Annotated in this window: 1 protein-coding gene; it reads right to left on the minus strand. The window is 69.5% G+C overall.

Going from position 1 to position 645, the window contains the following annotated elements; all coding sequences use genetic code 11:
• Window positions 1-159 precede the first annotated feature (159 nt).
• Window positions 160-645: LLM class flavin-dependent oxidoreductase (locus ELR45_RS41170; protein WP_240759923.1), on the minus strand; the 486-nt coding region annotated here is incomplete at its 5' end.

A 645-nucleotide genomic window follows, 5' to 3' on the forward strand; every position in this document is an offset into this window, starting at 1 on the left:
TCTTCAGGGCGACGTCGACCAGGCCCATGGTCTTGGACTTCTCGCTCGGGCTGCCGTTGACGACGGTCACGCGCAGGGTGCGCTGGGGACCGTCCGCCGCCGGGCGACCCGGGATGTCGGAGGCCCGTGTCGAGGTTCCTGTCAGCGCGTCGGTGGTGGTCATGCCGCCTTCTCCTTCCGGGCGGCGACCTCGCGGCGCACTACCGGAGCGACCTCGGTGCCCAGGATCTCGATGGACTCAAGCACATCCTTCTGGGGCATACCGCCGAACCCCATCTGGATGAGGGCGCGGTCTAGCCCGTAGATCTCGTGGTAGGTGAGCAGCTTGTCGATGACCTCCTGGGGGCTGCCCACGACGAGGCCTGCGCTCGGGGACGTCTGTGCGTCGAACGCGGCGCGCGGCAGCTGGAACCCCTGGCCGCGCTGGTGGTTGTTGTCCATCATCCCGCGTGCGAAGTACGGGTACATGGTGTCGCGCGCGCCCTGGCTGGTGCGCCCCACGTAGCCGTGCAGGTTGATGCTGGTGCGCAGGGCCGCCGGGTCGTGTCCGGCCTGCTCGGCGGCCGCGCGGTACATCTCCAGGGTCTGCTCGTGGAAGGTGATCGGCCCCATCAGCAGGGCCATGGCCATGGGCAGGCCGAGCCG

This window comes from Phytoactinopolyspora endophytica (assembly GCF_004138495.1).
Taxonomy (GTDB): domain Bacteria; phylum Actinomycetota; class Actinomycetes; order Jiangellales; family Jiangellaceae; genus Phytoactinopolyspora; species Phytoactinopolyspora endophytica.